The sequence below is a fragment of the Paenibacillus sp. FSL M8-0212 genome, assembly GCF_038004645.1.
Classification (GTDB): Bacteria; Bacillota; Bacilli; order Paenibacillales; family Paenibacillaceae; genus Paenibacillus.
In genome coordinates this window covers 2692767-2719188 of sequence record NZ_JBBORP010000001.1, presented here as the reverse complement: position 1 = coordinate 2719188, position 26422 = coordinate 2692767, and the positions used below count along the sequence as shown (strand labels likewise).

Here is a 26422-nt window from a genome sequence, read left to right as displayed (position 1 = left end):
AAACGACATTTTTATTACTTTTTAAGTAACTTTTGTAATTCAGTCTCCCCAAGCAAAGGAAACAGGTTATCAAACATATGTGTGTTTCCACTAAATACATATCCGCCTGGATAACTGGCATCCAGACTACGCATGCTGATCATATGCTTATACAGCTGTTTCGCCCATTTTGGATCACCTGATTGAACCGCAAGCAGTATCGCGAGTCCATATACGGATGGAGATTGGTAAGATACCGCAGGTGTGCGAGTACTACGCTTATATTGTCCCGGCAGCTGATGACGGGTATTGAATTCTTTTTTCAAAAAAGCAATGAGCTTGTCCGGTTTGCGGCTGGTCGCAGTTAGATGGTTCGCTACGATCAGCTGATCAATCAGATTCACTGTGTCATCATATGTATACTCTTTCGTCCCCACATTGAATGTTTTCGGATAAAATATCCCGTCATCCGGCATACTCTTCAACATGGATTCGTACTTGGCATATGTGCCCGGCTCCAGCATTTCATGCTTCTCCATTAATTGGAGAGACGGTAGATCCACATAAACCAGGCTTAACATATCCGCGGAGTAACCGTTGCCAAAATCGTGAAAATCAACATAATATCCTTTATTCTGAACCGACTGCGTCAGTGTACGAGAAATATCCGAGGCCGTTGCCAGTTTGGATTCTCTTCCCTGTTGCCATTGATCTGCTGCCTTTAATAAGGCACCTACAATTCGGAAATCATCACCGAGCGCGTTGGTGGTCACGTGAGATTTTCCCTCAGCATCCAGCTTCCAGGCAATATATTTTTGCGGCATGAGGAAATAGGTCGTCAGCAGCTCATAGCTTTGCTCAAATAACGCCTGATCGTTCTTGGCTACAGCATATTGCATCCAAAGACCAAGTGATTCAGATAAAACCTCTCTGCCTGCTACGATATCCGCTTTTTCGGATGTGGCATCCTGCAAATAGGACGCAAGTAAACCATTGGGATTGGTCATATGATCTTGGACAAAGGATACTGTAGGGGATAATTCATTCATCACGAACCGCTCCTTCATGAAAATAATGAACGCTGCTGCAATACTGACCACCATTATGACCAACCACGTTACTGTTTTCCGGTTCACTCTCTTCATGATTCCCTCCTGTACTTTTGCTATTGTGAGATAATGACTCTGCTCCTTGAGATCGGTTCGGCTAGGGTCTGGGATGTAGGGGTCAAGGATAGAGGCATTGTTCATTCTGAGATATCCATGTAGGACCGCCGTCCGCCCTTTTTGACAAATTTCCAGTCTACCTCGATGTTGTGGCGCATTCGGCGGAGAAGCTTAACCGCGGTCTCTATCTCTTCATCCGTAAAGTCGTCCAGCGTCACCTGGTCGGAATGCTCGCCCTCTTTACGAATGAATTCCCATGCTTTCAGGCCAGCTTCTGTCGGATATAACAACTTGTTCTTCTTATTGTCTATTGCCGACTGTTTGACAATAAATCCATCGGATTCGAGTTTGCTAATCGCTCTGGCCGCTGTCGTTCGATCTACTTTGATTAGTTCAGCCAGCTGGTTGGGAATAATGCCCGGATTCTCACATATGCGATAAAGATACAGATATTGGCCTCGGGACAAGTTCAGATGTTGAAATTCGACATTGCTGATCGAATCCAGACAGCGGGCAATCATGCCAATTTCACGCAACACTTCTTTTTTATCAGTCAATGCACTCACGCCCTTTTATAAAATTGTTGCATTCACAACATAAATAGTGATATAACTACAGTTAAATTGGATTAAATTTTAACCAAGATACTCACATGGAATGGCTGCAATGATTATGCTATATACCAGTTTATCATGCCCGGATATGATTACTATCGTCCAAAGGAGAAACATTCATGAATACAACGATTGTTGAAGTTACTAATCAGGAATTGCTCGATGCCTGCTTCGCCATTCGAACTGCTATTTTTGTCGAAGAACAAGGCGTACCCGCAGCGGATGAATTCGATGCTTATGATACATTAGACGCGGAGGCACGCCACATTCTGCTCTACGTAGACGGTGTGCCTGCTGCTTCCTCCAGACTGCGCATTGTGGAACAGGTCGCCAAATTGGAACGGATCTGCGTCATGCTCGATTACCGCAAACACGGCCTGGGCCGTGTGCTGATCGACAAGCTGGAGCAGATGGCTGTTGCCGAAGGACTTGAGAAAGCCAAGCTGCATGCACAGGTACAAGCTTCCGGGTTCTACGAACGTCTCGGATATGCACACGCGTCGGAAGTATTCATGGAAGACGGCATTCCCCATCTGCTGATGACCAAAAAACTGAAATAATGAGATTCCAAAAAAAACGCCTCCGGTATCACTTCTCAGTGATATACAGAGGCGTTTTGCATTAAAACCAGGCAACACTTATTCCTGACCCAACAACGGTAAATAGCACGTAGAGGCACCCATTAGAGCAACCAAGTATCCTAACTTTACTTGCCAGATCCGCGTTTTATCTTATCCCAGTGCCAGACGGTCTGGCTCGGATTCGGCAGCGTTGTTTTTCATTTGTTTACTGCGCAGCTGTCCGCAAGCAGCATCGATATCCGTACCATGTTCCATACGTACAGTGGAGTTGATGTTGTTCTTTTTGAGCGTATCATAGAAACCCAGAATCGATTCTTCTGTACTCCGTTGATACTGACTGTGCTCATCCACCGGGTTGTATGGGATCAGATTCACACTGACCATACTTCTGCGACTTGACAACAGTTCAGCGAGCTCCGCGGCATGCTCACGTTGATCGTTAACATCACGCAGGAGGATGTACTCAAACATGATACGTTTGTTCGTTGTAGCCAGATAATAATCCACAGCATCCATCAATTGCTCAATCGGGAAAGCCCGGTTGATCTTCATGATGTGTGTACGCAGTTCATTATTAGGTGCATGCAGAGAGATTGCCAGGTTAACCTGCAGACTGCTGTCTGCAAATTCCTTGATTTTATCCGGAAGGCCACTCGTGGACACAGTAATCCGTTTCGCCGCCAGCGCCAATCCTTTGCGATCCTTGATGACTTCGATGAAATCACTCATGTGTTGGAAGTTGTCGAATGGTTCGCCAATCCCCATCACAACGACGTTGGTTACCCGCTCGTCTTGACCCGCTACATCCAGATGTCGCTGCACATGCATAATCTGTTCCACAATCTCGCCAGCGGTCAAGTCACGGCTCTTCTTGATCAGACCGCTCGCACAGAAGCTGCAACCAATGTTACAGCCCACTTGTGTGGTCACACAGACGGTAAGTCCGTACTTTTGCCGCATCAATACCGTCTCAATCAGGTTGCCGTCCTGCATCCGAAGCAGAAACTTCACGGTACCATCTGCCGATTCCTGCTTCACATGTTCGCTAAGAGAGTTCATTGTGAAGTGCTCGGAAAGTACATCCAGACATTCTTGACGGACATCGGACATCGCCGGGAAATCGTGTACACGCTCTTGATATAACCATTCCCAGATCCGGGATGCACGGGATTTTTTCTGCCCATGCTCCGGCAGCCAGGAACGTAATTGCTCTAATGTTAATCCATATATGGATGATTTGTTCATTGTATAATCCTCTTTTCGCAAAAAAGCATATGGCTTATCGGTCCTACCCAAAAAACCTCTACTCCGTATTGTCCCAAAATTGACGAGGGAAAACAAGGGCTTTTGCATTTCTTCCAAGAGGTTTTATCCATGGTAAATCTGCACAACAGACCATATTTCACCCTATCGGGCCTTCACCATTAGAAGTGAATGATACCGGATGTGTGCAGTAGAACCAGCAGAACCAGGATCGGAGCTACGTAACGCAGCATGAACAGCCACACCCGGAACCATCCGGAACGCAGGCCGGAAGCTTCCGCAGCCGTTTTCCAGAAGTATCCGGCAAAAATCGTCACAAGCAATCCACCGACAGGCAGCAGGATGTTGGATGCTACAAAGTCCATCCAGTCGAACACACTCTTCGATCCAATCGTCCATTCAGGCTGCAATCCGAGCGACAATACAGAAGGAAGTCCCACAATGAAGACCGCTAGCGATATCACCCATACCGCACGACTGCGGCTCCAGGACAAACGTTCCATGAAATATTTCACCGGAACTTCAAGCAAGGATACCGCTGACGTTAATGCCGCAATAGCCAACAGGATGAAGAACAGTCCGCCAAACAAGAAGCCAAGTGGCATCGCCGAGAAGGCCGCCGGAAGTGCCACAAAGATCAATGACGGTCCTTGGTCCGGTGCAATACCAAACGAGAATGTTGTTGGGAAGATGATCAGACCCGCAATGAATGCATAGATCAGGTCACCTGCACCAACGGCGACGGTTGCCGCACCGAGGGATTGATTTTTATCCACATACGAACCGTAGGTTACAAGAATACCCATCCCCAGTGACAGGGAGAAGAAGGCATGTCCAAGCGCCACCAGTGCGGATTCCGTTGTAAGTTGTGAGAAGTCCGGATTCAGGAAGAAGGAAACCCCAGCTCCTGCACCCGGCAATGTAACTGCACGAATCATCAGGATAATGAGCAGTACCAACATCGCTGGAATCAGCACCTTGTTAAACTTCTCGATTCCGTTAGATACCCCTTTGGCAACAATCCAGCCTGTGATCAGAACCGAAACCAGTTGCCATACAATCGGCATATAACCGCCTATGAAGGAATTGAACTGTCCGGCATAATCCGGATTGTTGAACAATGTTCCACTGAATGACGTAATTGCATATTGCAATGTCCAGCCCGCAATAATGACATAAAAAGACAGGATGATAAACGGCGTCAGTACTTGCAGCAATCCGGCTGCGAGCCAGCCCTTATGTCCACCTGCTTTGATAAAAGCAGTAGCTGCACTACCTCTGCCACTGCGACCAATCGCAAGTTCAGCCAGGAGCACTGGCAGACCGATGAGCAGCAAACAGACGATGAAGAGCAGGAAAAACGCAGCCCCTCCGTTCTCACCCGTAATGTACGGGAATTTCCACATGTTGCCCAGACCAACCGAACTACCAATGGCCGCCAGGATAAATCCAGCTTGGGAGAAACGTTCTCCTTTGCCAGCGTTGTCTTGATCTAGATTAGGCTTACTAAAATTCATCGTATCTACTCCATCACTTTAAAGTTTTCCCGTAATTATATACTACTCACCTTGTCAGGTCATTCGAAATTCGAAATTTGTCGAAATGTTATTTTTTTACATAAAAAACATACGGAATTCTTTGTCTTATAAGTTCCTTAAACACAGTATGTGATAAAGTCCGTTAGTCCAACCGTATGAAGTTTCAACAAATCCATATTTCCAAACGTTCAAAGCCCAGTAAAATCAAAAGAGGTGTCCCCTCAGCCACCTGGATGACTGCGGAACACCTCTTATTTTTGATTAAACTTTGATTTGAAGTAACTCGTACTTGATAACGCCCATCGGAGCATTGACATGAATGACGCTGCCCACTTCTTTGCCCATCAATTCCTTGCCCAGCGGGCTCTCGTACGAAATTTTATTATCCGCAACATCGGCCTCGGCAGGACCAACCACTTTATATTCAATCTTCTCGGCGAACTCAATGTCATTAAGCAACACCGTCGATCCAATGCTCACTTTGTTGGAGTCTATATTGTCTGAAGAGATGACTCTTGCTTTTGTCAACATCTTCTCCAAGATTAAAATCCGGGTCTCCATAAAGGCCTGATCATCTTTGGCTGAATGATACTCACTATTTTCCTTCAGGTCACCGTAACTGATGGCGAGTTTCAGACGCTCAGCCAGTTCCTTACGCTTCACCGTCTTCAAATCCCTCAGTTCGTCCTCCAGCTTTTCCAAGCCTTCCTGTGTCAAAATCACTTCATCATTAGCCATTTTTCCATCTCCTAATCCTGCTATCTATCTATATTCTAACCTATATCCACTCCAAAGGGTTAGCATACCCCAGAAAAAGAAATAGCTCATCCATATATTGTATTTCAATGACATCAAAACCATGTCCATCTCATGAGATGATTTTAAAGGCTATCCTATGAATTGTACCGTTACAATCAACTCAATTGATGATGTTGTTTTCACCCGTTGAATTTTACAATGAACTCAGGGCAGCAGAAGTTTTATAAAAATTTGGGCTGCAGCCCACCATATGACGTGAGGTGACTTTGAATGATTGAACTATTGAATACAGCTGAAATACAGACCTATCTGAAACGGATCGGCATTGAAGATATAAAGGAACCTACACTGGAATTCTTATTTGAACTCCAGCGAGCACATGTCCAATATTTATCCTGGCAAACGGTCGATATTTTTGCAGGTCGTCCTGCGGGAATCGGTCTTCAAGATTCCATTCAGCTTATATTACAGGGACGCAGCGGCTACTGCTTTCATCTAAATGGTGCATTTAGTGTTCTTCTCCGCTCGCTGGGTTATACAGTTGATTGGCATCGAGGGGGAGTACAGCCTCATGGGGAACAACCCCGTGTGAACTCATTCCATCTCGGTCTATCTGTGCTTCTACCGGATGCTGACCCAACAGTTGAGCACTGGATTGTAGATGTAGGTCTGGGCGGAATGCCCTTTGAACCTCTGCCACTTCGTTATGGAACCTATGGTTCAGCTCCGTTCACATACCAATTGATCCCTTCATCTGTTGCTATTGGGGGATGGCGACTTGAGTACGAGCCGAATGGGCCAAGTGAAGGCGTCGACTATGCTCCCGAGGTAGTCCACGATCTGGAGGAGTTCATCCCCAAACATGAATTCTACAGTCGGGCGGCCGAATCACCTTGGCATAACGCATTTTTGCTTCGTCAGCGGGATAAGAATCGCAGTCATGAATTACGTGGATGTATGCTCCGAACTCATGATATCGAAGGAATCCGGAAAACGGAGATCCGGAATTATACCGAGTGGCGCAACGTATTAACTGAAATATTCCATGAACCCTTGGTGAATTACAGCGAACTGGAATGCCAAGAGATGTGGGAGCGAGTGCAGTCTGCGCATATAGAATGGAAACAAGCGCAAGAAGCATGAGATAAAGATGCATTACCTGAAATCTTAACATGAAAAGCGAGACAACCGGCTTGCTTGTTAGGGGCATCCGTATAGTGATGATTTGGGAGGAAGAGTTGAAGGGACGTTCCATATAAAGGGAAGTTACTGAACTGCGCCGAATACGTATTCAGGTGATAAATGATGATAACTATTCGTGTGCTCCAAGTTCCAGAAGTATTGCCCGAGGCGTACTGGAACCACTTTTTGTCGCAAGTTTCTGCCGAGCGACGTGCTCAGGCTTCGCGTTTTGTGCGTCAGGCTGACGCGTATCGCTCCGTGCTGGGCGAGATATTGACTCGTGTGACTTTGAGCAAGTTAACCGGCCTAAGGCCTGCTGATCTTTCTTTTTCCCGTAATTCCTACGGCAAACCTTCGCTCAATCACCATTCGGATGTACAATTCAACGTCTCCCATTCTGGTGATTGGATTGCTCTGATCTCTGGCAGTACAGATGAACTGGGCGTGGATGTGGAAAAAATAGCTCCAATTGACATGCAGATTGCAGAGCGTTTCTTCTCTCCTAAAGAGAGCCAGTTCTTGGCTGCCGAGCCTGACGATCGGCGGTTGGAAACCTTCTACCGTCTATGGACGCTGAAGGAAAGTTATATCAAGGCAGTGGGTATGGGGTTGTCCATGCCATTGGACTCCTTCGCCATCCTACCTGATGAGCGGAAGGAATGGCATTGCGAACAGGCGGGGACATATTTCTTTCTCAGTCAGCGACTGGATGAAGGACATATGCTTGCGGCATGTTCGGCTGGTGGAGAGCTTCCAAACATGCCCGAGATCATTACCTTGGAGGATCTGTATACAGAGTTGGTATAGAGTGGTACTGGGCTGAACTAGTTGGGATCAGTTGAGTTTTGTAAGAGGCTGGAATCAAGAAGCCCTGGCTAAGGTTAATTAAAAAAAGCTAACGACGTGAGTATCACGCGTTAGCTTTTTGGCTTTTTGGCTTTATATTCACACTCAGTTTACGTCTCTGACGTATCAAATAGAACTAATCCCGGCTCCGCAATTTGCCAAGCAGACGGATGATCTCAATGTACAGCCATACCAGGGTAACCATCAATCCAAATGCACCGTACCACTCCATGTATTTGGGCGCACCACGTTCAGCACCACCCTCGATGAAGTCGAAATCAAGGACCAGATTGAGGGCAGCCACAATCACGATAACGACCGAAATACCAATGCCGATCAAGCTGTTATCATGCAGGTAAGGAATCGAAATTCCGAAGAAACCAAGTACAAAGCTCAGCAGATACATGATCATGATACCGCCAGTTGCAGCCACGACCCCAAGCTTGAAGTTCTCCGTAGCTTTGATCAATCTGGTTTTGTATGCCATCAACAGAGCAATGAATACAGCCATGGTCAACAGGGCCGCCTGCAAGGTAATTCCGTTATACAGTGACTCATAGGTCGCCGAGAGTGCTCCCAGGAACAAACCTTCTGCCACAGCATAGACGGGTACCAGATAAGGTGCCGCTACGGGTTTGAACGAAATCACAAGTGCCAGAATGAAACCAACGATTAATCCGCCATAAGCAAGCGGCATCACTTGTTGTCCGTTAAAGAACATCATCCATGTTGCAAACGCACTGCCCAGCAGGATCACAAGCGTAATAAACGCTTTGTTAACCGTACCGTTGATCGTCATGTAATTCTGATACCGATCTTCTCCATATCCTCTGTTTTCAAACGTGCTGTCTTTAAGTGTAGGGTTACCGCTACGACCGATCAACACAATCACCTCTTCATATGTATTTGATATATCTGTGATACTAAGTTTGGGCGTATTACGGTTCAATTCTACAAGCTACTCCCTCGAAAAGATCGGGATGGCACCAGAAGGAATCGGATGCAATCCTTCGATTACATCCGTACCCACTGGCGCAACATTTAGGACATATGTCCCAGACATTGCATGTTCATGTGCTTTTTAAGTGTCTTATTTGTACAAGACTTTATCTACATTGTATTTCGCACGCATCGTGTTGATGATATACGTCTCGTAAATTTCACGATCTACCGGATCTTCAACCAGGCATACTTCAATCTTCGTTACTTCTTCGCGGTGATTCTTCATTGGTGATACCGTGTCTTCAAAATGCTTTTTGATACGTGGTCTTAATTTACGTGCTTTCCCGACAAATAACAACTCTCCATCGGCATTGTAAAACATGAAAATCCCGCCTAGTTCCCGGGTAATCAGGTGAAAATCAGTAAATCCATAAATGTGGCTAAGCTGTGGATCAGCCTGCTTTGTGATGGTTACATCCGGTGTTGGCACGGTAATATTAATCAATAGGCTCACTTCCTCATTATCTATAGGTTTACATCCTATCACATATTATAAAGGGACACCATTTCAATCTATATGAAGTACAATTCACGCAATTTTCGCTATTACGACAAATATTTCAAAAAAAAGGTTAACTTCCCTGATTCAAAGTGGTACTATAGGGGTATGAGGAAGAAATTGGGCACTGAGACATACGTCTTTATATCTACCTCCGTCTATTGTACCCTATGATTGAATATCTTTTTCATGCTGAATTCTGTTACGTGATCACGACAAGAGTACAGTTAGCAAGAACCCTAGCTTATAGATTGTGGATTCATCATTTACTCGACCCTTGCAGCAAGCAAACCTAGAAAGACCTAGATTCATGATTCACTGTAGATTTTAAGTATCACCTAGAAAGCCTGCAATTATAGTCGTACTGAAGTTAATAGACACACGTAGAAGGTCAGATAGCTATCGATCCTAGAGAGACTAGTCATGCAATGCAACTGTAGAAATTATAGCAGCAGTACTATAGAAAATGGATCAAGTTTCACCACCAGGCCCCGGCATACTGCCAGGGCTTTTTTGCGTTTGTGCGAACAACCAACCACACGCTCAGGGAAACAGAGGTATCGTGGTTCTTTCTGCTGGGTTTATAATATGGCAAGATACCAATAGAGGGAGTGATGGGATGTATTCCGATCTGCAACTGACGGAGGACCGCCCTGTATATATACAAGTCAAAGATTATATGAAGCGATTGATGCTCAAAGGCGGCCTGCAAGCCAAACAAAAACTGCCGTCGACCCGTGAACTCAGCACACTCATGAAGGTTAGTCGAAGTACGGTCCTGCTCGCTTATGCCGAGCTTGAAGATGAGGGACTGATCTATGCAGTCAAAGGCAAGGGCAATTACGTCAGTGCCTCCATCGAAACACCTGAGGCAGCAGCAAGCTGGAAACTGGACTGGACGACAGAGGTAAGCGAGTATGCCATTCAGGCAGAGCAATACGATCTGATGAAGCATGGCTCCGGAGCAGAGCGCGGTGAAATATCGTTTACCAGCATAGCACCGGATGAAAAGCTGTTTGATCTGCACAACGTGAAACGCGCTTTTCTGGATCGCATGTCACTTGAAGGCGAAGTACTGCTGAATTACGGATATGCGCAAGGATACAGACCGCTGATGAACTATTTACTACGTTATATGGAGAACAAAGGTGTCGACCTCCGTGGCAAGGACATTCTGATCACCAACGGATTCACGGAAGGTTTCGATCTGGTGCTTGGAGCGTTGCGTAAAAAAAGCGGAAAAGCGCTCTGTGAGAATCCAACGCACCACACGGCGATCAAAAATCTAAAATTACACCAGTTCCACCTGACCGGTGTGAATATGGAGCCGGATGGCCTGGACTTGAAACAACTGGAACATGAACTTGAGGCAAGTCCATATGATCTGGCGTATCTTGTGCCCTCCTATCACAATCCAACCGGGATTGTGACGTCCCCTGCAAAACGGGTAGAGATCATCCGGTTGATGAACAAGTATCAGGTTCCCATCATTGAGGACGGATTCAATGAAGAATTGCGCTATTCCGGTTCCCACGTATCTCCCCTGATCGCCAGCATGGGCAAAGGCAATGGACTGGTGTATCTGGGCAGCTTCTCCAAAGTCCTGTTCCCAGGCCTGCGGGTAGGTTGGATTATTGCGGATGCGGCGCTGATTGATTATCTGGAGAGTATGAAACGGGCACGCAGCATCCATACCTCCACGCTGGACCAATCGTTATTGTATCAATATCTGAGCAACGGTAATTTCGAGAAATATTTGAAGCGAGCTCGCACGGAGTATAAGCGAAAATATGAATTGGTTGTGCGTTGCCTGAAGCAGTATCTGCCAATGTGCCGGATTTCCGGTGCGGGTGGTCTGCATCTGTTCGTGCAGTTCCCGTCCGAATACAGAACCCGTGAACTGCTGGCCGCCTGTAAAGTGAAAGGTGTAACGTTCACACCAGGGGATACCTTTTATCTGGAACCTGGTCAGGGTGTAAACACGATGCGTCTGGGTTTCTCCAGAGTCAGCGATGATAATATACGCAAGGGCATTCGCATCATTGGCGAGACAGCAGCTCAAATGAGATAAGGAGGATTTCACATGAAAGTTGGCGTGATTATGGGCGGTACATCTTCAGAGCGGGATATTTCCCTGCTCACCGGACAGGAGATGATTGCAAACCTGAATAAAGACAAATACGAGGTTGTACCCATTGAGCTGAATACCAAGCGCGATCTAATCGACAAGTCAGCGGGGATCGATGTGGCACTGCTTGCCCTGCATGGCAAATACGGCGAAGACGGTACGGTTCAAGGCACACTGGAATCCCTGGGTATTCCCTACACAGGTTGTGGCGTGCTTGCGAGCAGTGTATGCATGGATAAAGACATGTCCAAACAACTCATGCAGCATGCAGGTGTGCTTACCGGAGAATGGCTGCGAGTGAGTCATATCGAGGAACTGTCCTCTATTGCTGTTCAACAATTAACGTACCCCGTGGTAGTCAAACCCAATTCAGGCGGTTCCAGCATCGGTACCCAAGTGGTGAAGGAAGCTTCCGCCCTGTCCGCTGCTGTAGAGGCTGCCCTCGCCTGGGATGATACGGTCATGATTGAACAGTATATCGAAGGTGAAGAGATTACCTGTGCCATTCTGGATGGTAAGATGCTGCCGGTGATCTCCATTCGTTCGAACGCGGAGTTTTTCGATTATTCTTCCAAATACGATGACCACGGGGCCGATGAGCAGGTTGTGCAATTGCCTTTGGACCTTCACAATCGCGTTGAAGCCGCGGCCTTGGCCTGTTATCAGGTGCTCAAATGCAGTGTTTACGCGCGCGTGGATATGATGATTCGGGAAGGCTTGCCTTATGTGCTTGAAGTAAACACGCTGCCGGGACTTACCCGTAACAGTCTGCTGCCCAAAAGTGCAGCCGCGGCAGGCATTTCTTTTGCAGAGCTGCTGGATACCATTATTGAACTTTCTTTGAAGGAAAGACCCAAGGAGGATACAACATTATGAGCCTGGATGTGACGATTAGACATAGCTCCACTACAGATCTGCAAGATATGGTCATTCTGATGGATCAACTCGGTTATCCCACCACGTACGCCGAGATGGAAGAGCGCTATACCCATATCTCTGCGGACGCAAACTTTACTACACTGGTTGCTGAAGCACGCGGACGCGTAGTTGGACTGATCGGATTACAGACGTCTTATATGTATGAAAAAAACGGAAGACACTGCCGCATCTTGGCATTGGTTGTACACGACCAGTTCAGGGGCTCAGGCATCGGCCGTCAGCTCATTCTTGAAGCTGAGCAATGGGCAGCCAAGCATAACGTGGATTCCTTGTCTCTGAACAGTGGCAATCGCCCAGAGCGTGAAGCTGCACATGAATTCTATCGCCAGATGGGCTTTACAGCCGGGAGTACCGGGTTTAGCAAAAAGCCGCAGATTCTACAGCACACTTAACCTGCCGGATACGGGATACGCCCCCTTGAATATCAAACCCAAAAAAGAACGCCCCAATCCGCACATTGGCGAAAAAGGGCGTTCTTCAGTATATATCTATGTCGCATTGATGTGCTGTTGATGATTATGGGATCAATATTTGGCTGACTGCGCACCATCAATCGGAATAATGGCTCCATTGATAAATGGTGCTTCGCCGGACAGCAGGAAGGCAACGAGGCGCCCTACTTCCTTCGGTTCACCCAAGCGCTTCGCCGGGTTGTCCTTCACGAACTCTTTGGATGCTGACTCCCAGTCATTCGGATTGATCTGTTTGAACGAGCCGATAACCATATCTGTCAGAATGGCTCCGGGTGCAATTGCATTAACGCTGATCCCATGCTCGGCGTATTCAATCGCCGCATCTTTGGTCATGCCGGCTACGGCATGTTTGCTCGCTCCGTAGGCAACCAGGTTTGGCACGGCGCGAATCCCACCAACAGAGGACGCGTTCACGATGTAGCCTTCTCCCTGTTTTTTCATCACAGGTAGAACGTGCTTCAACCCGTAGAATACACCCTTCAGGTTGATGTCGATAACTTTATCAAACATTTCTGTCTCGTAGTTCTCGATCAGGTTTTGCTTGCCTTCAATGCCTGCATTGTTGAAAAATGCATCGATACGTCCGAACTCATTGACCGTATCGCTAACATACTTCTTCACAGCTTCTTCGTCAGCTACGTCACCTTCAATTAGCAGAAACTCGGCATGCTGTACCTCTTCGGAGATTACACGTTTGGTCTCTTCCAGCGCCTTCATGTTCACATCCACCAAGGCAAGCTTCGCCCCTTCACGTGCTACTTCCACAGCAGCTGATCGCCCGAGGCCGGAACCGCCGCCTGTAATCAGGACCACTTTACCCGCAAATCGTTCAGTCATCATTCATAGACCTCCCTTTGCTGTTTTGGACATCTTCCATAGATAAATACCCGTTTCCTTAATTGTTCTAATCAAACGAGGATCTGTTACAACCAGCATCTCAACCGGATTAGTATGCTTCCGTATTTGCCATGCCATTCGTCCTCAGGACTTCATAGCCTCATAGGCTGCAAGTAATTCCTCTACTTCTACTCCGTTGATCTTCATCCCGGTCACTTGACATTGTTCCAACTGAACTCCAGATAGATCGCAATCGATAAAACGACTTCCCCTAAGATCACAATGAGCCCACTGCATAGGTACACGGTCAGATCCAAGATGTGTGTCCTGGAATTGAACTCCATCCAAAGCACAAAATTCAATCTTGCTATCAGTTAGGCGTAAATCAGCTAGCAATATATTGGTCATATTTAAATTGGTAAATTTGCTTCCACTCAGGTTGCAGTCGGTAATCCGACTATTGGTCAGATTACTGGTGCTGTAACGAACCGAGTCCAGATTAGCTTGAACATATTCAACCACCGACTCACCCGAGTCCTTGGCTAATGTCTCATCACATGTTGGATCAAAAGAATCAACGGACATGTTCTTCTCATATACAAACTCATCCTCAGATGCATAGATACAAACATATCCCATTTTTTCGTAAAAATGATGATTATCCAGCTGCCGACCTGAGGTCTCCAGCTTCCAGGTTTCAATCTGCGGAAATTCAGCCTCAATAAGCCTCATGACTTGAGTTCCCACGCCACGGCCCTGGCATACGGGATCAATATAGATCTTATCGATCCTGGCATGTTTTCGTCCAAGTACGTTAACACTCACTCCGCCAATAGCGCATCTATCTGATTCTACAACATAATAATCCCATTCACGGATCACGTAACGATGCATGCGAACTGACGAATAATCAGGCGGGCATAGATTGCTATCGATATCCTTCTCATTATCCGCCCAGACTTTTATGACATGATCAAAAGCACGAGTGCAAATCTCTGTAAGTACAACAGCATCTTCCTGCTGTGCTCGTCTTAAGCGAACTGTGCAATGCATCTGCTTCAATTGCGCTGGTTCGGACTTTACTTTGAGCAGTTCAAAATAATCGTAGCACTCCTGGTCCATAAGCATTCTGCGAGAGATATAACGAAAACCTGTATGCTCCAGAACTTTGCGTGACGGCTGGTTGTGCGGCTTCACAATGCCCACGATTCGATCCAGCAAGGTATGCTCAAATACATATGCTGTTAGCGCCTGCACAGCCTCTGTGATGTATCCTTTATTCCGGTAATCCCGGGAGATGGCGTAAGCCACTTCACGGTCAGCCCGATCCAGCAGGTCATTGGGAAACACACCACACCAACCAATGATACGCTGATCTTTATTGTGTACAACGGCAAGCAGGATGCGTACATCTTCCGGGTTGAACTGTTCGTAACTGCCAACGACAAACTGTAAAAATTCGCGCAACTGCTCCTCGGTCATCTTCCAATCGGGTAGCATATTGGTGATTTCAGGTTGTTGGGTTAATGCATACACGACAGCCTGATCTTCAAGCGTAAATGGACGCAACGTAACGGAGTTTGAATGGATGAATAATTGACTTTTCATATACAACACCTCTGGGGATTTATTTAGGATGACACAACAAAGAGGAGCACCTCCAATAGAGGCACTCCCCGATCCGTTTCCTCATTTCAGAAACGCCGAAGTTCCTCGTAATGGGTCAAAAGGACACACGTATCCCGTTCATGTTCTAACGGAATTTTTGCGGTGTTCTTTTCACGATCATTACGAGAAATCTGGCATACTCTGAAATCCCCTCTCTTACTAAGGCTTACTTATAACGTCTCACTTAAGGACGGTCAATATAAATCCAGCCTGTTTCTTGTTCCTTATCTACAGTAGCTCCAAGGGATTCAGCCATAAAGCGCAGTGGCACATACGTCTTGCCGTCCTTGCCCACATAGGCGGATTCCACCATGGTCACTTCTTTACCAGCAACGGTTGCTTTCTTGGAACCTACAGTCAGGACAATCTCATCACCAGTGATGTCGTCAATAACAACGATTTGGTTTGAACCTTTGGTCCATTTCACTTCAGCATCCAATTCTTCAGACACGTAGCGAAGCGGAACAAATGTTGTATTCTTAACCGTGATCGCCCCAGCGTATTCATCATCCGGGAAGAGCACTACACTTTTACTCGTGATCCCAGCTTCATCTTTCAGCAATTGGTATGCGAGTGAATTGGAATCAAAATTGCGCAGCATCTGTCCAGGCGTAATATCATCCTTCATCAGATCCATAACGCCACCCGATACATCCACTTCATCCACTGCAACCGTTCCACCGATATTCCACTGTTCACTGTCTCCACTTACGGTTACGGAGTTCACCGGCAGATCTTCGGAAGCCGGCAACGCTACTTTCAGTTCAAAGTTTTGCTTGCGAATATCCAGCTTGCTGTCGAGATAGAAATCCAATTTCAGTGTGGTACCTGTGCCAAATACCGTTTTGAATTCAGGTGTCTCATTCAACAGGTTGTTCAGCTCCTGATCATAATTGACCAGCATGCTGTCCAGTCCTACTTTGATGATGGCATATAGTGACGCAACAGCTTCATCTTTCGATTCAGGAACGATAGAATTCAGCGTTTCATCTCCCCCGCCTTCAACCTCATTCACAGCTTCCAGAACAGGATAGAACACATCATACAGATCGCCAATCAGCTCTTTCAGTCCTTGCTCATCCTTCGAGATACTCGTCAGGAACGGTTTAACCATAGCAAGCATCTCTTCACCACTAACTTCCAGATGCAGCTTGGAGAGGCTAAGCGCTTCGCCATTCACGGATTCCTGTACCGGTGTTACGGAGATGTTCTTCGGATTGGACAGATGCTTCAGGACAAAAGAGAACAGTTTCGGGGAAATTTCCTCGAGTTGTTTCTCCAGAGCCTTCGTATCTACCATTGGAAGAGCCTGTGCATCTTGGAGCGTATCCAGAGATATGTACAGCGGTTTCTGGGCTCCGTCCAGATCAATGACCAATTGGGACTCATTCATGGACAGGTGGAAAGGTAATTTCGTTCCCTCCATGCTCAGTGTACCTTTAATCGATGCAGTCTTCGCATCTTTCATTTTGGCTTGATCAATATCCAGGGATATGGAATTAATGAGTTCGATCATTTCAAGGTCTTTTTCTGTAGCAAATTCCTTAGCCGGTTCTATGTTTATATTCATGGATTGTCTGGATTCACCGGACTTGATACTCGCGCCATTGGCCATTGCTTTGCCAACGTCTACTCCACCCACAGCCTGACATCCTGTAAGAACAACCATTAAAAGTACTAGTGGCACTGCCATCCATTGGACTAACTTCCGATTCGTAATATGAACTCCTCCTTAGAAAAATATGGTTCATTTCCATTATGAAGGTATAGGTAATTCTTGTAAACGGATACGCAAAAAAATAAACCAAAAGGCCGGAACATGTCCGACCTCTGGTCTATCTATATTTCAGCATATCGTATGTTTCGATAAAACATCCTGCTTCATTATGCAATGCTGGGAGTTATTCTTGCTCCTGATCTTCTGCGAGTTTCTCATCCGTTTCTTCATCTTCCGCAGTTGCGGGAGTCTCGAATTGATCCGGCTCGTCCTCTTGAATCGCTTTGTTCTCTTCGTTCTGATCCTGTGTCATATCGCATTCCCTCTCTTCTACCGGATTGTCATGTATCAAGGCCTGAGCCTTGTGTCTATCAATAACCCGAATAAGCGTAGTTCAAACCTGCCTCAATATCGGCATGACATTTTCCATCATAATTTTAGTGCTCATTTAGAAAACATAAAAAATGATGCCGTTCCCACTTGCAGCCGTGGCCTGAAACAAGGCCTGAACATCATCCACAGTCTGAACGATCTCCTGAAATGTCTCTTCCGCATCCCAATCTTCCATGACAGGATAGACCCCTTCAGCGATCATCCGGTCCAGACTATACCGCTGCTTCAATTCCTCCGGTGTGAGCTGCTCCAATGCCATGTAGGCTTCCAGCACCTGCTCATTACTAAGCAAAAACAGATCCATGTCCGAATAGTTTCCCAAGTATTGCTCACCTGCTAGAGGCACCACATAGCCCAGGGGCGGCTCCCCTTCTAACAAGTTACCGTTCAGCGTGAACTGCAGCATCTGCCACATTTTATCGATATCCAGATCAACTGCACAATCATGCACACTAACCTCACCTGACTTGATGGATTCAACTAGCTCCTTCGTTACCACAAGATATCTGCCGGACATTCCCATACCGTTATCCCTCCTGTGTAATTGATTCTGTTGTTCCCCATTAACCGTGCTTGTTGGTTCAGAATCGGGGTAATCCCTATCAAGGAGGGTGTATACATGAAAAAATTTGATTACAGTCTCAATTATGATGAGTTGGATCTGCGCAAACATCCTGAGCTGTACACCGTAGGCCGGGGCGAGCAGGGTGTGCTGATGGTTGAGCCGTACAAAGGCGAGATTCTGCCACACTGGCGATTCAAAACACCCGAGATTGCGACAGAGTCATCAGAGAAGATCTATGAGCTATTTTTGGAGTATAAGAAAAAGGGAGATTTCGTGGGTATGGATATGGCTCGCAAATTTCTCCAGATGGGCTATACACGGGCCAGACGTTATACGAATCACAAAGGAGGACGCAAATACTCGAAGGAGGATGGCTCGATCCTGCCCTATCAGAATGATAAGGTGAAGGCAGAAGCCGCCGCTATATTCAAAGCACAATGGGAGATTGCGAAGACCGATCCAGACTATGTGAAGATGAAGAAGGAGCATCGAGAAAAGTACGAGTCTGATGAAGCGTAGGATCAACGGTGAAAAGATTGACTTATGGAAACATTTGTCTCAGAATCGATCTTGTTACTGTACATTTTCAACCATTATATTGGAGAAAAGAGGCGCATCCGATTATGACAGATTCGCTCGTCCACTTAAACACAGGCCAGAATATTAGCATCAACGAATGCGCTCAACTTCAGGTAACCATTCAATGTACATCATCTCCCTCTCCCTTGGATGTTAGCTGTTTTATGGTAAACGAAGAGGGAAAGGTCCCATCTGACGACTATTTTGTATTTTATAATCAGACGGCCGATCCCCATCAAAGTGTACTTCTGCAACAGGCAGAGGAACTGAAATCCTCGTTTGTACTGGATACGAATCAATTACGGCAGGCCCCTGTGGAAAAATGTGTGTTTACGGCTACTCTGGATGCGGGAGGGACTTTCGCCGATGTTCAGGCATGTCAGGCGATTGTACAAGCGGGTTCCCAGCAGATCACCTACGAGATCACACAGGTCACTGCGGAAACAGCGCTTATTCTCATTGAAATCTACAAGTATCGTGACGGGTTCAAAGTTCGTGCGATTGGACGAGGTTTCTTTGGTGGATTGCAGCCGCTGGCAGAGTCATTCGGTGTTGAAATTGAGAGTAACGACACCTCGGAAGCCGAACAGGTTCTTCTCACGGCACAAGCTGAAGTAGCAGCCGCCTCTCCAGAAGCCTTGGCACCTGTTGCTGCACCAAACACGAATCATCCGCCGCTTAACCTGACCAAAATCGATCTCCTCAAGCGTAAAGTAACCCTGTCTCTGCAAAAGAAAAAGATTGAACCTATCCAGGCACGTGTTGCCGTTGTATTTGATGCATCAGGCTCCATGTACCATCTGTATCGCAAAGGCATCGTGCAAGAGGCCTTCGAGCGTATCCTGGCGATTGCATCAGCGTTTGATGATAACGGAGAGTTGGACGTCTGGTTCTTCGCCAAAGACTTCTTGCGTGCACCTAGCGTCACCGCCAGGGATTTCGAGAATTATATTGAACGCACATATACGCTGGGAAGCAAAGGCGGTACCAATAACGAACCTCCTGTGATGCAGGATGTCATTCGCAAATATACGATCGAGGAACCCGATGTGAAGATTCCAACGTATATTATCTTTTTTAGCGATGGTGGAGTCAGTCAAAAAGGGAAAATCATACGGCTTATTACCGAAAGCTCAACCAAAAACCTATTCTGGCAATTCGTTGGCCTAGGCCAAGCCAATTACGGTATTCTCGAGAAACTCGATGACATGACTGGACGTTTCATCGATAATGCTGACTTTTTTGCTCTCGACGACATCTCCAAGATCAGCGATGAAGAATTGTACGATCGTCTCCTTACTGAATTTCCAGACTGGATAAAGGAAGCTCGGGCCAAAGGCATTTTGGCCTAAAGCTTTTACCCTATACCACTAATCAGGCTTGTACTTTTTCTGGTTTACCATCCTTGGAACGTGGACGGAGCATACTTCCTACGATTCGCAACATCAACTTGCGTGGCACGAGGCGGGTGAACTGCGCTGTCCAGTAATTACCAGCCCCCGGCACAGCATAAGGTTTGCCTGACTCGAGTGCTCTCATGGCCACTGCCACGACATGCTCAGGGGTATCACGTTTACCCACCGAGGCTTCATCAGCACCTACTACATCAAAGAACGAGGTCTCGGTTGAGCCTGGGCATAGTGCCAAAAACTGTACGCCACGCTTCCTATTTTCTTCGTATAATGCCTCTGTAAAAGAAAGTACAAATGCCTTCGTTGCTCCATACACAGCCATATACGGATCAGGTTGAAAGGCAGCCGTCGAAGACACATTAATGACAGCACCATTTTTCTTCTGTAACATGCCTGGCAAGAAAAGATGTGTCATGTTCGTTAAGGCGAGCACGTTCAACATAATCTCGTCCTGTTGCCTTGAACCATCCACCTGTTCAAAACATCCATGGGTAGCAAATCCAGCATTGTTGATCAGCATATCGATGTGTATTCCCCGATTTTGACATTCCTCATATACATTCTGAGGTGCCTCTACTTCGGAAAGATCCGATACGATTACCTCAGCCCTTACTTGATATGTACGTTCTATTCGCTCTGCCAACTGATTCAGTTTGGATTCTGTTCTGGCCACCAGCACAATATTTTTACCCTTAGAAGCCATTTCGAGTGCAAAAATTTCCCCAATACCTGAAGAAGCACCTGTAATAAGTACCCATTGATGCTGTTCCTTTATCATCTCTCATCCATCCTCTGTGCATAATTTAAACACTTGTTTTCATTAGGAAACACTGTTTCTTTATAGAACCATCGTAACCAAATTGCATGACGCTGTCAAATGCATTTGTTAAATTTGAATCTAGAACGTGGTGCTTACTTATTAAACTAGGATTAAATTGACGTTATCCGGCGTAAAACAGTAGAATGACGATAAGCGAAGGAAACGTAGTTTCTGTTCAACAACAATACGGTTACGAGGATGAAATCAATGAAGGATCATAATTCGGGTTCCACGGAATCTGCACATACGGTAACAACCTTTCAGGAAGCCAGACTCCAGCACTCAGATAATCTGCGGCAAAATATTGTGCATGCTGCTGCTGCTTTACTGCAAGAGCATGGACCAGAAGCTGTCACGGTACGCCGTGTAGCTGAACGCATGGAGTGCTCCACCAAAATCATATATAACCTTTTTGGCAAAAAAGAAGGGTTAGCCAAACATCTGTATTTAGAGGGCTGCTCCCTCATGGCCCAGCGATTTGAAACTATACCCCGGCAGGCATCGTTCGAACAGTATTTCCGTGATCTGGCCTACGTCTACTGGGACTTCGGCATTTCTCAATCCAGCTTCTATCAGCTGATGTTTGGAGGATCTTTTTCCGAATTCAAACCAGATGGAGAAACCTTACAGGGAACAGCGACTGCACTGAAACAAGTGTCTGCCTTGGTTGAGGTAGCCATTGAACAGGGAATGCTTCAGGTACAAGATCCCATGCTTGCAGTTCGGATGATCTGGGCTCCCTTACACGGTGTTATTCATCTGTATTTGGGAGGCCATATTGAGAGCGAAGAAGCTGCCAAAACCCTCTATGATCATACGTTGTCGATGGTTATACACTCCCTTGTGAGTACATCTGCGAATGGATAAGCATTACATCTGTGGTGTTTTAGATACTTTTAGAAGATAAACGAAAAAGGAGCAGACCCATTGGCGTAATACGCCTAGGGCATGCTCCTTTTCTTCTGTGTTCGCTCTATTATAGTTCCGTAACGGTTTCAGTCGATTAACGTGCCTCTTCGTTCTCAGCTTCCCAACGTGCAATTTCTTTACGCACGATTGGAGCGACTTCTTTACCAAGTAGCTCGATTGCTCTCATAACCTCGTTGTGCGGCATTGTGCCGAGGGGGGTGTGCAACATGAAGCGTGTAATCCCGACTTCTTTGCGCAGGTAAATAATTTTCTGAGCTACCGTCTCCACATCACCTACGTACAAAGCACCCTCTAGGCTACGCGCTGCATCAAATGTTGCACGGCTGTAGTGTCCCCATCCACGTTCACGGCCCAGTATGTTCATGACCGCTTGCGCTGGCGGGAAGAATTTCTCCACGGCTTCGTCTGTTGTATCGGCAATGAAGCCGTGAGAGTGAGAAGCAACGGTCAGCTTGGAAGCATCATGTCCTGCATGTGCAGCTGCTTTCTTGTACAGCTCCACCAATGGTGCGAATTGCACCGGACGGCCACCAATAATGGCAAGCACCAGTGGCAAACCGAGCAGTCCTGCACGAACTACGGATTCCTGATTACCGCCACTACCAATCCATACCGGAAGTTTCTCCTGTACCGGGCGCGGGTAGATGCCCAGATTGTTAAAGGAAGGGCGGTGTTTGCCTTCCCAGGTTACTTTTTCCGAATCACGCAGTTTGAGCAGCAAATCGAGTTTCTCATCGAATAACTCATCGTAGTCGTTCAGATCATAGCCGAACAGTGGGAACGATTCGATAAATGATCCCCGCCCTGCCATAATCTCTGCACGTCCGTTCGAAATGCCGTCCAGTGTCGCAAAATCTTGATATACCCGTACCGGATCATGCGATGACAGCACGGTTACCGCACTCGTCAAGCGAATATTCTTGGTCTGTGAAGCTGCTGCCGCCAGAATGACAGCTGGTGATGAAGCGGCGTAGTCAGCACGATGATGTTCTCCCACGCCATATACATCCAAACCCACCTGATCTGCCAAAACAATCTCTTCAACAACATCCCGAATACGCTGCGCATGACTGATAAGTTCTCCTGTTTTTACATCCGGGTTTGTCTCCACAAATGTACTAATTCCGATTTCCATTGTCTGTTCCTCCCTGGTATGAAGCGATCCGTCGTTCATCTAACCTATTGTAAGTAGATCACCTTTTGTTATGTATCTTAATATTGAACTATTTTGATGAAAAACACAAGTACCCTCTGTTTCCAGAGGGCACATTTATGTTTATTTTCTATAGATTATGGCTTGATCAAATTCCATAAACCTCTGAAATTTTCATCGAGGACCTCTCATGCCAACATATCGTTCTCTTGCCACAACTTCTGGACGTGAAGTGTGAAAAAAGCAGTATTCCCGTCTGGGATCTTCCTGATGCAATTCACCATAACGTTTTAGTGCCTTTGTAGAATCATCAAATGAATCAATCACTGCCATCTCTTCAATATAACGCTGGCCTTCTCTAGAATGCGCCTTGGTTGCCTCAAAAACGACCCACTCATTAGGGAATCGCTCCTGAACTTCCTTCCATTGCATAGTGACACCTCCAGACCATTAGATAGAGATATTATATCATGTGGAAACAGTATTCCACGGGCTGAAATTCTAAAATACATAGATTTTTAGAGCATTGCCTGTAAGTCTATTATTTCTTCCTCCCGATGTACAGCAGATGCGACGAGATTCCCAATATGGAAGGGTCTTTGGCGGCTTCGATCATATATTGCATGAGTTCATCGTACTCGCCACGCTCTTTCCAATATTGCTGCTGCTCATCCGTGAGCATGGCTCTAAGACTGGATGAACCAATCAAATCTACGGTTTCAAACCCATGTTGCTCTATGAAGGGTGTAACGTCCTGAATATTAAAATAGTATGCTCCCGTAAATCGTCCTTGATCCTGATGATCGAATATACCCTTTTCCACAAAAGAATGGATTGCTGCCATGTTATCATTCGGTTTCCAGTGCTGCGGAGATTGTAACGAATTGATACTCATGCGCATTCGGCTTTGCATGGCTACAAACACCACGCCCCCTCGCTTGGTCACACGGTACAACTCCCGTACAGCAGCCATCCGCTCTTCGTCTGTCTGTAGATGATATAACGGCCCCAGCATGAGGGACGCATCGTACGTCTCGTCAGCCATACCGGAGAGTGAAGTGGCATCGAGAACATGGAACCCATCGAATTGCTGTGTCAAACCAAACTCCTGAGCCTTTTGCCTCGCAGTATCCACGGAGGAAGGTGTCAGATCCGATAAAGTGACTTGATACCCCAGCTTCGCCAGCTCCATGGCATACTTTCCTGGTCCTGCGCCATTATCCAGAATACAACCAGTAGCGGGGAGATGTTCCTTGATGTAATGCATGTTAATGATGAACTCAATTGGTTCCCGCTCCAATCTGCCCCACTCATCAAACCCGGAATAATATTCAATAATGTGATCTCTCTTCATCGCTCTGACACCTACCTTTTCTTATATGTAGACTACTCATCCATGTTCAAAAAAATTAAATTCCAACCAGTATATATCTACTAAATATTTCCTGTCAAACAAAAAAAACGTTCAATTCCCATTGAATGCGGAACGGAACGTTTCTCGATCTTATCTTATATCTTTTTCACAAACTCAGACTTCAACTTCATTGCACCCAAGCTGTCGATCTTGCAATCAATATCATGATCCCCATCAATCAGGCGGATATTCTTCACCTTCGTGCCCTGTTTGACCACAAGCGAGCTACCTTTAACCTTCAGATCTTTAATGACTGTAACAGTATCGCCATCACTTAGCACATTTCCGTTGGCATCACGGATTACTTTTGCATCCTCTGCATTATCATTGTCTGCTTCCAAAGACCATTCATGCGCACACTCCGGGCAAACCAGCAGGTTACCATCCTCGTACGTGTACTCTGAATTACATTTGGGACAGTTAGGCAAATTAGACATATGTATTAAACTCTCCATTCTACGATTGGCATTCCCGCTAGTATACGGGATTTCGGCGGTATATTCCATACGCTTGCTCACTGCAAGGATGGATTTAAACCAAATTTAAGGTTCATGCCTCCCTCACTTTAAGGGTAACTACTTATGATGTAACTAATAGATACGCACTACACATACATGAATTTTTCTGTTTCTATGAATGTTATTATATTTAATACCAAAGGAGTTCCTACTCATGTCCTCATATGTTTTCCCTGTGCAAACGGCTTTTTTGATTTTTGTTGTTGCGGCCATGTTTTTGCTGGTGCCGTGGTTGATCTATGGTTATCGTAAAGACGGTTTCTTCAGCTGGTCACGGTTTGGCATCAGCTTTTCGTTTATCTTTTATATTCTAGCCGCCTATTGCCTTGTCATTCTCCCGTTTCCAACTACGCGAGATACATGTGCGCAGCAAGCCGCTGACACGATCTATTACAATCTGGTTCCATTCACTTTTGTCAAAGACATCATGAAGGAAACACCCATTGTATGGACCCAGCCTTCCAGCTATCTCAGCATGATTCAGGGCAGAGCCTTTCTGCAAGTTCTATTTAACGTCCTGCTCCTTATGCCGCTGGGTGTATATATCCGTTATTTTTTTCAAAAGAGATCATTCTGGAAGTACGCCCTGCTAGGCGGATTCGGGCTTTCCTTATTCTTCGAGATCACTCAAATCACCGGATTCTACGGGTATTATAATTGTCCTTACCGCCTCTTCGATGTAGATGACCTGTTGTTGAATACTTCGGGAGCGGTCATTGGATTCTTCACAGCGCCCATCCTGCTTGCTTTATTCCCATCACGTGCAAGCATTCAGGCGAAGAGTGAACAGATCGTGGAGCAAAACCGAGTGTATACTATGCCTCAATTGCTCGCGTTGATTATTGATGGAATCATTGTTGTCTTCCTTTCGAATCTGATATCGATCTTCACAGCATCTGATGTGATCAGTGATGCGCTAAGTACATCCATTGCTATGGTCATTGTGCTGTTCTTCATCCCTTGGGTGCGAAATGGGGTAACTCCAGGCTCGGCCATCTTGCGATTCCGCTATGTGGATCGTCAGACCGGCACACCCACCAGTGAATCGTTATTCAAAAGATTTGCCGCACTCTATGTTCCATGGCTGCTAGTTACGATCATTCGCCTGGTCAACGATTATGCTTTTTCAGGACATCAGGATGTGATGCTTCAGCCTTATCAAATGTGGATCTCCTTGGGAACATTCGGCATCTATATGTTAGTCTACGCCGTGCTCTTTGTTCATGTCTTGATCGTACTCTTCTCCCGTGGAAAACGTTCCTTCTACTTCGATGAAGTGTCCCGCACACGTGCCTCTCGTAAATAATGTTTGGAGTATAACAATGCAATGCATAATGTATCCCCCTAATTGGTACTTACGTTCTGCTTACTCTCCAGCCGGATTACAAAAAGAGGACGTTCATTCTGAGAATGAATGTCCTCTTTTGATCGGGCTCAAAGCAGTTAT

General features: G+C 46.2%; 27 protein-coding genes. 10 read left to right on the top strand and 17 right to left on the bottom strand.

The genetic code is table 11. The features are described 5' to 3' along the window. Positions 1–14: 14 nt before the first annotated feature. Both MKX68_RS12100 and MKX68_RS12095 read right to left on the bottom strand, forming a co-directional pair. Positions 15–1124, bottom strand: a complete 1110-nt coding sequence (locus tag MKX68_RS12100) for a glycosyl hydrolase family 8 (RefSeq protein WP_340911807.1) — start codon at positions 1122–1124, stop codon at positions 15–17. Between the two features lie 101 nt (positions 1125–1225). Next, entirely contained in the window at positions 1226–1666 is a 441-nt protein-coding gene (locus tag MKX68_RS12095) for a MarR family winged helix-turn-helix transcriptional regulator (RefSeq protein ID WP_340915367.1), read from the bottom strand. A 212-nt stretch (positions 1667–1878) separates the two neighbouring features. Here MKX68_RS12095 and MKX68_RS12090 point away from each other — a divergent pair, with 212 nt between their 5' ends. Beyond that, entirely contained in the window at positions 1879–2319 is a 441-nt protein-coding gene (locus MKX68_RS12090) for a GNAT family N-acetyltransferase (protein WP_340911806.1), read from the top strand. Positions 2320–2490: 171 nt separating this feature from the next. Here the strand turns inward: MKX68_RS12090 and rlmN are convergent, their stop codons facing one another. The 3 genes from rlmN to greA form a co-directional block, all read right to left on the bottom strand. Beyond that, positions 2491–3585, bottom strand: a complete 1095-nt coding sequence (gene rlmN, locus MKX68_RS12085; protein ID WP_340911804.1) for a 23S rRNA (adenine(2503)-C(2))-methyltransferase RlmN — start codon at positions 3583–3585, stop codon at positions 2491–2493. 179 nt (positions 3586–3764) lie between these two features. Continuing rightward, complete coding sequence (locus tag MKX68_RS12080; RefSeq protein WP_091035609.1) at positions 3765–5120, bottom strand: sodium-dependent transporter; 1356 nt, start codon at positions 5118–5120, stop codon at positions 3765–3767. 282 nt (positions 5121–5402) lie between these two features. Continuing rightward, positions 5403–5879 (bottom strand): transcription elongation factor GreA, encoded by a 477-nt coding sequence (gene greA, locus MKX68_RS12075; protein ID WP_062836673.1) that lies wholly within the window; start codon positions 5877–5879, stop codon positions 5403–5405. A gap of 291 nt (positions 5880–6170) precedes the next feature. On the opposite strand from greA, the gene MKX68_RS12070 reads away from it, so the two are divergent. Together MKX68_RS12070 and MKX68_RS12065 are read left to right on the top strand one after the other, a co-directional pair. Beyond that, positions 6171–7043, top strand: a complete 873-nt coding sequence (locus MKX68_RS12070; protein WP_340911801.1) for an arylamine N-acetyltransferase family protein — start codon at positions 6171–6173, stop codon at positions 7041–7043. Between the two features lie 162 nt (positions 7044–7205). Further along, positions 7206–7889, top strand: a complete 684-nt coding sequence (locus MKX68_RS12065) for a 4'-phosphopantetheinyl transferase family protein (protein WP_340911799.1) — start codon at positions 7206–7208, stop codon at positions 7887–7889. Between the two features lie 175 nt (positions 7890–8064). On the opposite strand, the gene MKX68_RS12060 is transcribed toward MKX68_RS12065, so the two are convergent. After that, complete coding sequence (locus MKX68_RS12060) at positions 8065–8811, bottom strand: Bax inhibitor-1/YccA family protein (RefSeq protein WP_310339472.1); 747 nt, start codon at positions 8809–8811, stop codon at positions 8065–8067. Between the two features lie 207 nt (positions 8812–9018). Beyond that, complete coding sequence (locus tag MKX68_RS12055) at positions 9019–9375, bottom strand: nucleotide excision repair endonuclease (RefSeq protein WP_340911797.1); 357 nt, start codon at positions 9373–9375, stop codon at positions 9019–9021. A gap of 673 nt (positions 9376–10048) precedes the next feature. Here MKX68_RS12055 and pdxR point away from each other — a divergent pair. The 3 genes from pdxR to MKX68_RS12040 are packed head-to-tail and all read left to right on the top strand — an operon-like array spanning position 10049 to position 12888. Beyond that, on the top strand, positions 10049–11500 hold the full coding sequence (gene pdxR / locus MKX68_RS12050) for a MocR-like pyridoxine biosynthesis transcription factor PdxR (RefSeq protein ID WP_340911795.1): 1452 nt from the start codon (positions 10049–10051) through the stop codon (positions 11498–11500). 12 nt (positions 11501–11512) lie between these two features. Next, positions 11513–12433, top strand: coding sequence for a D-alanine--D-alanine ligase (locus MKX68_RS12045; RefSeq protein ID WP_340911793.1), 921 nt, complete (start codon positions 11513–11515; stop codon positions 12431–12433). Beyond that, positions 12430–12888 (top strand): GNAT family N-acetyltransferase, encoded by a 459-nt coding sequence (locus tag MKX68_RS12040; protein ID WP_340911790.1) that lies wholly within the window; start codon positions 12430–12432, stop codon positions 12886–12888. Before MKX68_RS12045 ends, MKX68_RS12040 begins: the two co-directional genes overlap by 4 nt. A gap of 132 nt (positions 12889–13020) precedes the next feature. Here the strand turns inward: MKX68_RS12040 and MKX68_RS12035 are convergent, their stop codons facing one another. The 5 genes from MKX68_RS12035 to MKX68_RS12015 form a co-directional block, all read right to left on the bottom strand. After that, positions 13021–13806 (bottom strand): glucose 1-dehydrogenase, encoded by a 786-nt coding sequence (locus MKX68_RS12035; protein ID WP_340911788.1) that lies wholly within the window; start codon positions 13804–13806, stop codon positions 13021–13023. A 144-nt stretch (positions 13807–13950) separates the two neighbouring features. Then, entirely contained in the window at positions 13951–15414 is a 1464-nt protein-coding gene (locus MKX68_RS12030) for a GNAT family N-acetyltransferase (RefSeq protein WP_340911785.1), read from the bottom strand. A 244-nt stretch (positions 15415–15658) separates the two neighbouring features. Beyond that, positions 15659–17143: a copper amine oxidase N-terminal domain-containing protein gene (locus tag MKX68_RS12025; RefSeq protein ID WP_340911784.1), complete on the bottom strand. Its 1485-nt coding sequence runs from the start codon at positions 17141–17143 to the stop codon at positions 15659–15661. 232 nt (positions 17144–17375) lie between these two features. Further along, positions 17376–17504, bottom strand: coding sequence for a hypothetical protein (locus MKX68_RS12020; protein ID WP_017691584.1), 129 nt, complete (start codon positions 17502–17504; stop codon positions 17376–17378). Between the two features lie 135 nt (positions 17505–17639). Beyond that, positions 17640–18107 (bottom strand): YfbM family protein, encoded by a 468-nt coding sequence (locus MKX68_RS12015; protein ID WP_340911781.1) that lies wholly within the window; start codon positions 18105–18107, stop codon positions 17640–17642. Positions 18108–18203: 96 nt separating this feature from the next. Here MKX68_RS12015 and MKX68_RS12010 point away from each other — a divergent pair, with 96 nt between their 5' ends. Both MKX68_RS12010 and MKX68_RS12005 read left to right on the top strand, forming a co-directional pair. Beyond that, positions 18204–18668, top strand: a complete 465-nt coding sequence (locus MKX68_RS12010; protein ID WP_047840920.1) for a DUF4385 domain-containing protein — start codon at positions 18204–18206, stop codon at positions 18666–18668. A gap of 104 nt (positions 18669–18772) precedes the next feature. After that, positions 18773–20080 carry a VWA domain-containing protein gene (locus MKX68_RS12005; protein ID WP_340911779.1) on the top strand — a complete coding sequence of 436 codons (1308 nt, stop codon included), beginning with the start codon at positions 18773–18775 and terminating at the stop codon, positions 20078–20080. A 22-nt stretch (positions 20081–20102) separates the two neighbouring features. On the opposite strand, the gene MKX68_RS12000 is transcribed toward MKX68_RS12005, so the two are convergent. Next, positions 20103–20918: an SDR family NAD(P)-dependent oxidoreductase gene (locus MKX68_RS12000; protein ID WP_340911776.1), complete on the bottom strand. Its 816-nt coding sequence runs from the start codon at positions 20916–20918 to the stop codon at positions 20103–20105. Positions 20919–21167: 249 nt separating this feature from the next. Between MKX68_RS12000 and MKX68_RS11995 the strand changes: the two genes are divergently transcribed. Next, positions 21168–21827 (top strand): TetR/AcrR family transcriptional regulator, encoded by a 660-nt coding sequence (locus tag MKX68_RS11995; protein WP_340911773.1) that lies wholly within the window; start codon positions 21168–21170, stop codon positions 21825–21827. A gap of 136 nt (positions 21828–21963) precedes the next feature. On the opposite strand, the gene MKX68_RS11990 is transcribed toward MKX68_RS11995, so the two are convergent. The 4 genes from MKX68_RS11990 to MKX68_RS11975 all read right to left on the bottom strand — a co-directional run bounded on the left by MKX68_RS11990 (position 21964) and on the right by MKX68_RS11975 (position 24894). Continuing rightward, positions 21964–23025 (bottom strand): LLM class flavin-dependent oxidoreductase, encoded by a 1062-nt coding sequence (locus tag MKX68_RS11990; RefSeq protein WP_036612299.1) that lies wholly within the window; start codon positions 23023–23025, stop codon positions 21964–21966. Between the two features lie 192 nt (positions 23026–23217). Beyond that, positions 23218–23475, bottom strand: coding sequence for a hypothetical protein (locus MKX68_RS11985; RefSeq protein ID WP_047840923.1), 258 nt, complete (start codon positions 23473–23475; stop codon positions 23218–23220). A gap of 109 nt (positions 23476–23584) precedes the next feature. After that, the gene (locus MKX68_RS11980; protein ID WP_340911769.1) at positions 23585–24397 is read right to left on the bottom strand and encodes a class I SAM-dependent methyltransferase; all 813 of its coding nucleotides are present in this window, start codon (positions 24395–24397) and stop codon (positions 23585–23587) included. 155 nt (positions 24398–24552) lie between these two features. Beyond that, positions 24553–24894: a zinc ribbon domain-containing protein YjdM gene (locus MKX68_RS11975; RefSeq protein WP_017691576.1), complete on the bottom strand. Its 342-nt coding sequence runs from the start codon at positions 24892–24894 to the stop codon at positions 24553–24555. Between the two features lie 235 nt (positions 24895–25129). On the opposite strand from MKX68_RS11975, the gene MKX68_RS11970 reads away from it, so the two are divergent. Beyond that, the gene (locus tag MKX68_RS11970) at positions 25130–26281 is read left to right on the top strand and encodes a VanZ family protein (protein WP_340911767.1); all 1152 of its coding nucleotides are present in this window, start codon (positions 25130–25132) and stop codon (positions 26279–26281) included. Positions 26282–26422 lie beyond the last annotated feature (141 nt).

Bases quoted from the DNA above. Each gene is read 5' to 3' on its own strand.
- MKX68_RS12100 (WP_340911807.1), bottom strand. From the start codon at position 1,124: ATGAAGAGAGTGAACCGGAAAACAGTAACGTGGTTGGTCATAATGGTG.
- MKX68_RS12095 (WP_340915367.1), bottom strand. From the start codon at position 1,666: ATGATTGCCCGCTGTCTGGATTCGATCAGCAATGTCGAATTTCAACAT.
- MKX68_RS12090 (WP_340911806.1), top strand. From the start codon at position 1,879: ATGAATACAACGATTGTTGAAGTTACTAATCAGGAATTGCTCGATGCC.
- rlmN (WP_340911804.1), bottom strand. From the start codon at position 3,585: ATGAACAAATCATCCATATATGGATTAACATTAGAGCAATTACGTTCC.
- MKX68_RS12080 (WP_091035609.1), bottom strand. From the start codon at position 5,120: ATGAATTTTAGTAAGCCTAATCTAGATCAAGACAACGCTGGCAAAGGA.
- greA (WP_062836673.1), bottom strand. From the start codon at position 5,879: ATGGCTAATGATGAAGTGATTTTGACACAGGAAGGCTTGGAAAAGCTG.
- MKX68_RS12070 (WP_340911801.1), top strand. From the start codon at position 6,171: ATGATTGAACTATTGAATACAGCTGAAATACAGACCTATCTGAAACGG.
- MKX68_RS12065 (WP_340911799.1), top strand. From the start codon at position 7,206: ATGATAACTATTCGTGTGCTCCAAGTTCCAGAAGTATTGCCCGAGGCG.
- pdxR (WP_340911795.1), top strand. From the start codon at position 10,049: ATGTATTCCGATCTGCAACTGACGGAGGACCGCCCTGTATATATACAA.
- MKX68_RS12045 (WP_340911793.1), top strand. From the start codon at position 11,513: ATGAAAGTTGGCGTGATTATGGGCGGTACATCTTCAGAGCGGGATATT.
- MKX68_RS12040 (WP_340911790.1), top strand. From the start codon at position 12,430: ATGAGCCTGGATGTGACGATTAGACATAGCTCCACTACAGATCTGCAA.
- MKX68_RS12035 (WP_340911788.1), bottom strand. From the start codon at position 13,806: ATGACTGAACGATTTGCGGGTAAAGTGGTCCTGATTACAGGCGGCGGT.
- MKX68_RS12030 (WP_340911785.1), bottom strand. From the start codon at position 15,414: ATGAAAAGTCAATTATTCATCCATTCAAACTCCGTTACGTTGCGTCCA.
- MKX68_RS12025 (WP_340911784.1), bottom strand. From the start codon at position 17,143: ATGGTTGTTCTTACAGGATGTCAGGCTGTGGGTGGAGTAGACGTTGGC.
- MKX68_RS12020 (WP_017691584.1), bottom strand. From the start codon at position 17,504: ATGACACAGGATCAGAACGAAGAGAACAAAGCGATTCAAGAGGACGAG.
- MKX68_RS12015 (WP_340911781.1), bottom strand. From the start codon at position 18,107: ATGGGAATGTCCGGCAGATATCTTGTGGTAACGAAGGAGCTAGTTGAA.
- MKX68_RS12010 (WP_047840920.1), top strand. From the start codon at position 18,204: ATGAAAAAATTTGATTACAGTCTCAATTATGATGAGTTGGATCTGCGC.
- MKX68_RS12005 (WP_340911779.1), top strand. From the start codon at position 18,773: ATGACAGATTCGCTCGTCCACTTAAACACAGGCCAGAATATTAGCATC.
- MKX68_RS12000 (WP_340911776.1), bottom strand. From the start codon at position 20,918: ATGATAAAGGAACAGCATCAATGGGTACTTATTACAGGTGCTTCTTCA.
- MKX68_RS11995 (WP_340911773.1), top strand. From the start codon at position 21,168: ATGAAGGATCATAATTCGGGTTCCACGGAATCTGCACATACGGTAACA.
- MKX68_RS11990 (WP_036612299.1), bottom strand. From the start codon at position 23,025: ATGGAAATCGGAATTAGTACATTTGTGGAGACAAACCCGGATGTAAAA.
- MKX68_RS11985 (WP_047840923.1), bottom strand. From the start codon at position 23,475: ATGCAATGGAAGGAAGTTCAGGAGCGATTCCCTAATGAGTGGGTCGTT.
- MKX68_RS11980 (WP_340911769.1), bottom strand. From the start codon at position 24,397: ATGAAGAGAGATCACATTATTGAATATTATTCCGGGTTTGATGAGTGG.
- MKX68_RS11975 (WP_017691576.1), bottom strand. From the start codon at position 24,894: ATGTCTAATTTGCCTAACTGTCCCAAATGTAATTCAGAGTACACGTAC.
- MKX68_RS11970 (WP_340911767.1), top strand. From the start codon at position 25,130: ATGTCCTCATATGTTTTCCCTGTGCAAACGGCTTTTTTGATTTTTGTT.